The sequence below is a fragment of the Bacillus sp. JJ1773 genome, assembly GCF_036962035.1.
Classification (GTDB): domain Bacteria; phylum Bacillota; class Bacilli; order Bacillales; family Cytobacillaceae; genus Cytobacillus.
Window position 1 is genome coordinate 64,456 of the sequence record NZ_JBALNX010000029.1, and the last position, 7,099, is coordinate 71,554.

Consider the following 7,099-nt stretch of genomic DNA (forward strand, 5'->3'; position numbering starts at 1 on the left):
GAATATTCATATTTATGGAAACTAATAAACCAATCTGAGGAGGATGCTTAATGAAGAATTTTAAATTTGTAACTTTCTTGTTACTCGTTTCACTTGTATTAACTGCATGTGGAAAAACACAAAATCAATCAACTACTCAACCGGTCAATCAGGCAGCCGAAAGTGATAATTTGTTTGAGCAAGTTAAAGCGGAAGGAAAAATAAGAATTGGTACAGAAGGAGTATATTCACCGTTTAGCTTCCACGATGCTTCAGGAAAATTGACAGGTTTTGATATTGAGATTGTTGAAGAAATAGCAAACAGAATTGGTGTAAAGCCGGAGTTTGTTGAAACCCAATGGGACGGTATCTTTGCCGGGCTTGATTCGAATCGTTTCGATGTGATTGCGAATCAAATCGAAATTCGTCCTGACCGTCAGGAAAAATACGATTTTTCTGACCCGTATGTTGTGTCAAGGCCTGTTTTGATTGTTAAAAGTGACAATGACACGATTAAATCTTTTGAAGATTTGAAAGGGAAAAAAGCTGCTCAGCAACTAATATCTAACTATAAAGATATCGCTGAATCCTACGGTGCCGAGATCGTGACAGACGAAAGCTTTAATCAAGGAATTGACCTGGTAATCTCAGGACGTGCTGATGTGATTATTAATGATAAATTGGCTTTTCAGGATGTTATAAAGCAAAAGCCTGATGTAGCAATTAAAGCTGTGGCAGAACATGAGAAAGAGGCGAAAATGGGACTTATGTTTAGAATAGGAAATAATAAAGAATTAATAGATGCCATAAATAAAGCGCTCTCCGACATGAAGAATGATGGCACGTATTTAAGCATCTCTCAAAAATACTTTGGAACTGATGTTTCAAAATAAGGAAGTGTTCAAATGTTTGATGAAAGAATGCAACGAATAATTGAAATCATCGGAGATTCATTTTTCCCGATGTTGAAAGCGGGGATCGCCTTTACTGTACCCTTGACTCTTATCTCTTTTTTTCTGGGACTTATTCTTGCCCTGCTTACGGCACTGGCTCGAATCTCGGGAATTAAACCTCTCAGCGCTGTTGCAAGATTTTATGTTTGGGTAATTAGAGGAACACCACTTCTCGTTCAGTTATTTGTTATATTCTACGGACTTCCGAGTGTTGGAATTACGATTGACCCTCTGCCAGCAGCTATTATTGGTTTTTCTATTAACGTTGGCGCCTATAATTCTGAGATTATCCGTGCTGCTATCCTTTCTATTAATAAAGGCCAATGGGAGGCTGCTTATTCCATCGGGATGAGCTATAGACAGGCATTAAGAAGGGTTGTTCTACCTCAGGCAACAAGAGTATCAGTTCCTCCTTTATCAAACAGTTTTATTGGTTTGGTAAAGGATACGTCACTTGCCGCAACCCTTACGGTGACTGAAATGTTTAGGGTGGCTCAACAAATTACCGCAATAACCTATGAACCATTGGTCTTATATTGTCTGGCAGGATTTATTTATTTGATTTTCAGTACTGTTCTATCTAATGCTCAAGGGCGTATGGAAAAGCGACTTGATCGTTATGTTGCGGGCTGATAGGAGGAATTACACGTGATTGAAATAAAAGACCTGCATAAGCAGTTTGGACAAACAGAGGTTTTAAAAGGAATTGATTTAAAAATAGAGGAAGGCAATACGGTATGTATTATTGGGCCTTCAGGATCGGGAAAAACAACTTTGCTCCGTTGTTTGAATTTACTGGAAATGCCTACAAAAGGGACCATTAAGCTCGGAAAATATACGTTGGATTTTCAGGATAAAAAGCAAGTTTCAAAAGGTGAGGTTATTAAGTTCCGCCAGCAAACAGGGATGGTTTTCCAAAGTTATAATTTGTTTCCTCATATGACAGCCCTTGAAAATGTGATGGAGGGCTTGGTCACTGTTCGAAAGCGGGACAAGGAGCTTTCACGTGCAAAGGCTCTTCAATTGCTAGAAAAGGTAGGCTTGAAGGAACGTGCAAACCACTACCCATCTCAGTTATCCGGCGGACAGCAGCAGCGTGTAGGAATCGCTAGGGCAATGGCCATGGAACCGGAAGTTCTCCTTTTTGACGAACCTACTTCTGCATTAGATCCCGAATTAGTAGGAGAAGTTCTGAAGGTAATGAAAGAACTAGCTAAAGAAGGAATGACCATGGTTGTTGTGACTCATGAAATGAACTTTGCTCGTGAGGTAGCTGATAAAGTAGTTTTCATTGATAATGGTCTAATTGTCGAAGAAGGAACGCCTGAACAAATTTTTGCACATACTAACCATGAACGTACATTACAATTTTTAAATAAACTTTGTGTGTAATAAGATGTCTCAAGAAGACGCACCAAGCAATGAGTGAACTGTGCCCCTATTTATGGACGGTTAAAAAAATACCTAAGCTGCTACTAGATGACCCCTACATTAGTTAGGGGTTATTCTATTGAATGTCTTCACTGCATCAGACTAGTACTTTATAAATAACTTGCCTTAAAAAGAGGATCTTGGAGGAGATTATATATGAATTTAGCGCAATTTCCTAGAAAGCGATATACAACTGCCTATACACCCATTGAAAAATTGCAAAATTTATCTGAGGTTCTTGGGGGTCCCTCCATCTATATGAAACGGGATGATTTACTTGGGCTGACGGCTGGTGGAAATAAAACAAGAAAGCTAGAATTCTTTGTAGCAGACGCAGTAGAAAAAGGTGCGGATACGTTAATTACCTGTGGAGGCATTCAATCCAATCATTGTCGTTTAACACTCGCTGCTGCTGTTAAAGAGAATATGAAGTGCATTCTTGTATTGGAAAAGGGGCTTTTAATAGATTCTGAGCCGGAGTTTAATGGGAATTATTTCTTGTATCATTTAATGGGCGCAGAAAAAGTCAAGATTGTGCCGAATGGGACAGACTTGATGAAAGAAATGCAACAAGTAGCGAAAGAGGTATCAGCAGAAGGACATACACCTTATATCATTCCGGTTGGAGGATCGAACTCCATTGGGGCAACTGGATATGTTGCGTGTGCTCAGGAGATTTTAGCACAATCCTTCGATCAAGGAGACCCATTCAATGCCGTTGTTTGTGTAAGCGGCAGCGGCGGAATGCATGCAGGATTGGTGACGGGTTTTCATGGAAATCAATGTAATATACCCGTAATTGGAATCAATGTGAGCAGAGAAAAAGCGGAACAAGAAGAGAAAGTCTTTCAGCTTGTTAAAAAAACTTCAGCACATATTGGTATTCCAAGTTTAATCCCTCGTGAGGCGGTTACGTGTTTTGATGAGTATGTCGGACCAGGCTATGCTATACCTACTCCGGAAATGGTAGAGGCCGTCAAACTCATTGCAAGAACAGAAGGAATTTTGCTGGATCCAGTCTATACTGGTAAAGCCGCAGCTGGACTAATTGATTTAATCCAGAAAGGCTTCTTTAAGCGGAAAGATAACATCCTATTTGTACATTCTGGTGGATCCGCAGCGTTATATGCCAACACTGCACTCTTTCAGTAAATTTTTAGTACTCTGTTTGAATTTACTGGAAGTGCCTACAAAAAGAGAGTTTAAATTAAATCAAGGGCTTGAGGGCTGTTAAAAGAAATCTAGAACAATTTAGATAAACTAAAAAAATAAGTCTGTGCACACATTCGTGCACACTTTTCTCTCGAAGGCAATGTTGAAAAAGGGATTACGGCAGTAATCCTTTTTTCTTATTGAGCAAAACCATATAAAAGGTCAGCCAGAAATATTTTCCGGCTGACCTTAAATAGCGAAAAGGTAGGTTAAATAAGATTATTAATTTAATATTAATTAAATTAAATAATTAGCTAAACAAGCTATTAATGATTTTGTGGATTGTGTAGCTTTGTAAAAAGATTAATCATAATAAGGTCTGATTGTTTTTAAAAAAAGATTGTCAATTTGTAATAAAGATTGATCAAAATCCTGAATAAATTATACAGAATTTTTCTTTTTTACTCTTGAGGATGCTGAAAACTCCCTATCATGTTATTCAATTAAAGGGCCAGATTGTTGAATAACATTTTTAATTATATCGTGGAGATTGTGAAGAAATGTACTTAAGCTAATGAAGTAGGATTGTTGAACAAGCATTGAGTAAAAAATCAACAAATTATTATGGAAATATTTTTTGTATTCAGATTTCTTAATGTTGTAAATTCTCGTTTTGTTGGTGGCACCCCTATTAGTAAAAATGCAGAAAAACAATAAAGAATCACTGTGTTAGTGCATCGTGATTCTTTATTGATTTATTAAAGTGTTTTATTATCTATCATCGTTGAAAACTAATTGGTACTTCCAAATTTATTAATAATTAGTTTCTTTATTTCTCTTTAAAGGGGAGGCTTCTTAGGCTTAGTTCTATTCAGCCAAGCTTTCACCTACAGAGGGAACAGAGTTGTTATTACTTTCTCCCCTATGAAGGGTATCTATCAAATAGTCGATAAATGAGTTGACATACGCTAATTGCAAAGTGGATTCCCGATATACCATCCATGTTTTCCTAGTTAACGGTCTATCATCCTTCATGATAATTGGAGAGGTAAAAAGAAACTCTTCATCCTTAATGCAAATTGCTGGAAGAATAGCATAGCCAAGACCGTGTACGACCATTTGTTTGCAAGTTTCGATTCGATCCACTTCCATTGTTATTAGGGGAGGGGTATTGTATGTTTCCTGCCACCAGTTATCGAGTACATTCTTTAGAGAGGGGTCTGTTAGGTAATTGATCCGGGGCATATCGGGCAGTTTTTTAAAATCTATCTTTTTTTTTGAAGCAATGCAAATATTTTCTTCACCGATGAGCCTTTTGGGTCCCTGCCAATGATGTTCCCCTCGTATAATCCCCAGATGCACATTTTCCCTTTGAACCATTTCTGTGATTTTTGAGCTCCATCCCGTCTTCAGATTGATGTCAAGATTGGGGTATTGGTATAAAAAGTTCTTTAAAATTACGGGTAGTTCATACCGGGCAAACATGCTCGAAACCCCTAGTCTCAATGTCCCTTTCATATTCATATCCATTTGGAGTATGTGATCATGGGTCTTTTGGAGCTGTAGAACCATATCCATAGCGTACTCTACCAAATACTCTCCTTGTACAGTAAACTCTACCCCTTTCTTTCCCCTTGTTACAAGATGGGTGTCGAATTTCTTCTCCAACTGCTGAATTCGGTAGGTCAAAGCTGGTTGTGAAATATATAATCGCTGGGCTGCTTTTGTAATATTCCGTTCTTCATGCAGGGTAAGCAAAATATTCCAGTCTTTTTCGTCCATTTAATGATCACCTGTCTAACCATAAATTAGTTTTATAGTAAATAATAAAAAAAAGGTATTTTCTTAATATTTGAAATTATACTACAATCTTGTTGACAAAGAAACAAAAGACCCGAAACAGATAGTAACGTTGTATGAATACCGCAATACAACCTGTATAACTGGGCACATTCTTAAGGAAATATGAAGGAGGATGGACAATGAGTCAAAAGACAAAAGCGTATGATGTGGTGGTGGTCGGAGCTGGGAACGCAGCTCTATGTTCGGCCCTGTCTGCACGTGAAAATGGGGTAAGTGTTCTTGTCCTTGAACGAGGACCGAGGCACAAACGCGGCGGGAACTCTTTTTTTACAGATGGGGCAATCCGTTTTGCCTACAATGATCTAAATGACATCCGAAAAATAGTAACCGATTTACCGGATGAACAGGCTGAACAGATTGTTATGCCTAATTACAGTGATTCCGATTATTATGAGGATTTAATGAGGGTTACCGAAGGAAGGTCCGATCCGGATTTAGCAGACCAATTAGTATCACGCTCCTATGAAACAATTAACTGGATGAAGGGCCACGGCATTCAATTCGAACTGAATGGCGACAATCAATCGTATCTAAGAGAGGATGGGAAACTTCAATTTTGGGGCGGACTCCCAGTTAAAACAGCCAATAAGGGTATAGGGCTGATGGAAAAACTCTTTTTACGGGCGGAAGAAATGGACATTGATGTTTGGTATGATTCACGTGCGATTCGACTGGTTACAGAAGGAGACAGGGTGGTAGGAGTCGTTATACAAAAGGGGACTGACGAACAGATTGTAGCCGCAAACAGCATTGTGTTAGCCTGTGGGGGATTCGAAGCCAATCCGGAATTGCGCCGCGAGCATATCGGAGAAGAGTGGGAGGCTGCAATTGTAAGGGGCACAGAGTACAATACAGGAGACGGAATATCTATGGCATTGGCTATAGGGGCTCAAAAATATGGGGAATGGTCTGGATGCCATTCGATTGGCACGGACTATAACGCTCCGAAAGTCGGCGATTTTACAAAACCAGGGGATATTTTTAAAAAGCATTCCTATCCGTTAAGCGTCATGTTGAATAAAGATGGTAAAAGGTTTGTCGATGAAGGAGCGGACTTTCGGAACTATACGTATGCCAAGTATGGAAGGGAAATTTTAAAACAACCAGAGCATGTCGCATATCAAATTTATGATGCACAGGTGCGGCCACTGCTAAGGAAAGAATATAACCTGGATGAAGCGACTTTTTATCAGGCGGATACGCTGGAGGATCTTGCGGATAAGCTTCCGGTCAATCAAACCTCATTTCTGGAAACAATCCGTGTATATAATGAATCCGTTAAAGAAGGGACGTTTAATCCTACAGAAAAGGATGGCAAGGGAACCGAAGGAATTTATCCACCGAAAAGCAACTGGGCATTAAAAATTGAACAGGCTCCCTTTTATGCTTACCCAGTTACGTGTGGGATTACTTTTTCATTTGGCGGATTACTTGTCAGTAAAAATGGGGAAGTGTTGAATGCCGAAAAACAACCGATCCAGGGACTATTTGCAGCCGGAGAAATGGTTGGAGGTATCTTTTACGGAAATTATCCTGGGGGATCCGGTTTAATGTCCGGTTCGGTGTTTGGGAAACTGGCCGGGGCTTCAGCCGCCTTCTCGGCCATGAACAAGGAGACGAAGGTGTAAAAACGATTCAAATTTATTTTCTTCTATATATTGTTCATAGTAAAAATTTATTAATGATTAAGCCCCATATTAATAAAAGCCGTTATCTTACTT

Annotated in this window: 6 protein-coding genes; 5 read left to right on the forward strand and 1 reads right to left on the reverse strand. The window is 39.1% G+C overall.

The window, feature by feature from the left end; genetic code table 11:
• Window positions 1-50: 50 nt before the first annotated feature.
• The 4 genes from V7127_RS07855 to V7127_RS07870 all read left to right on the forward strand — a co-directional run bounded on the left by V7127_RS07855 (window position 51) and on the right by V7127_RS07870 (window position 3,515).
• A complete protein-coding gene (locus tag V7127_RS07855; protein WP_335484659.1) occupies window positions 51-872 on the forward strand; it encodes an amino acid ABC transporter substrate-binding protein in 822 nt (273 codons plus the stop codon).
• 27 nt (window positions 873-899) lie between these two features.
• Window positions 900-1,565, forward strand: coding sequence for an ABC transporter permease subunit (locus V7127_RS07860; protein ID WP_438823981.1), 666 nt, complete (start codon window positions 900-902; stop codon window positions 1,563-1,565).
• Between the two features lie 15 nt (window positions 1,566-1,580).
• Window positions 1,581-2,324, forward strand: coding sequence for an amino acid ABC transporter ATP-binding protein (locus V7127_RS07865; RefSeq protein ID WP_335484664.1), 744 nt, complete (start codon window positions 1,581-1,583; stop codon window positions 2,322-2,324).
• Between the two features lie 195 nt (window positions 2,325-2,519).
• A complete protein-coding gene (locus V7127_RS07870; protein ID WP_335484666.1) occupies window positions 2,520-3,515 on the forward strand; it encodes a D-cysteine desulfhydrase in 996 nt (331 codons plus the stop codon).
• Window positions 3,516-4,382: 867 nt separating this feature from the next.
• Here V7127_RS07870 and V7127_RS07875 read toward each other — a convergent pair.
• Complete coding sequence (locus tag V7127_RS07875; RefSeq protein ID WP_335484668.1) at window positions 4,383-5,297, reverse strand: LysR family transcriptional regulator; 915 nt, start codon at window positions 5,295-5,297, stop codon at window positions 4,383-4,385.
• Window positions 5,298-5,497: 200 nt separating this feature from the next.
• Here V7127_RS07875 and tcuA point away from each other — a divergent pair, with 200 nt between their 5' ends.
• Window positions 5,498-7,006 carry an FAD-dependent tricarballylate dehydrogenase TcuA gene (tcuA, locus tag V7127_RS07880; protein ID WP_335484670.1) on the forward strand — a complete coding sequence of 503 codons (1,509 nt, stop codon included), beginning with the start codon at window positions 5,498-5,500 and terminating at the stop codon, window positions 7,004-7,006.
• Window positions 7,007-7,099: the final 93 nt, after the last annotated feature.

What these genes read in the sequence shown, in the direction of transcription:
- V7127_RS07860 (WP_438823981.1), top strand. Translation starts at nt 900, where the DNA reads ATGCAACGAATAATTGAAATCATCGGAGATTCATTTTTCCCGATGTTG.
- V7127_RS07870 (WP_335484666.1), top strand. Translation starts at nt 2,520, where the DNA reads ATGAATTTAGCGCAATTTCCTAGAAAGCGATATACAACTGCCTATACA.
- V7127_RS07875 (WP_335484668.1), bottom strand. Translation starts at nt 5,297, where the DNA reads ATGGACGAAAAAGACTGGAATATTTTGCTTACCCTGCATGAAGAACGG.
- V7127_RS07855 (WP_335484659.1), top strand. Translation starts at nt 51, where the DNA reads ATGAAGAATTTTAAATTTGTAACTTTCTTGTTACTCGTTTCACTTGTA.
- tcuA (WP_335484670.1), top strand. Translation starts at nt 5,498, where the DNA reads ATGAGTCAAAAGACAAAAGCGTATGATGTGGTGGTGGTCGGAGCTGGG.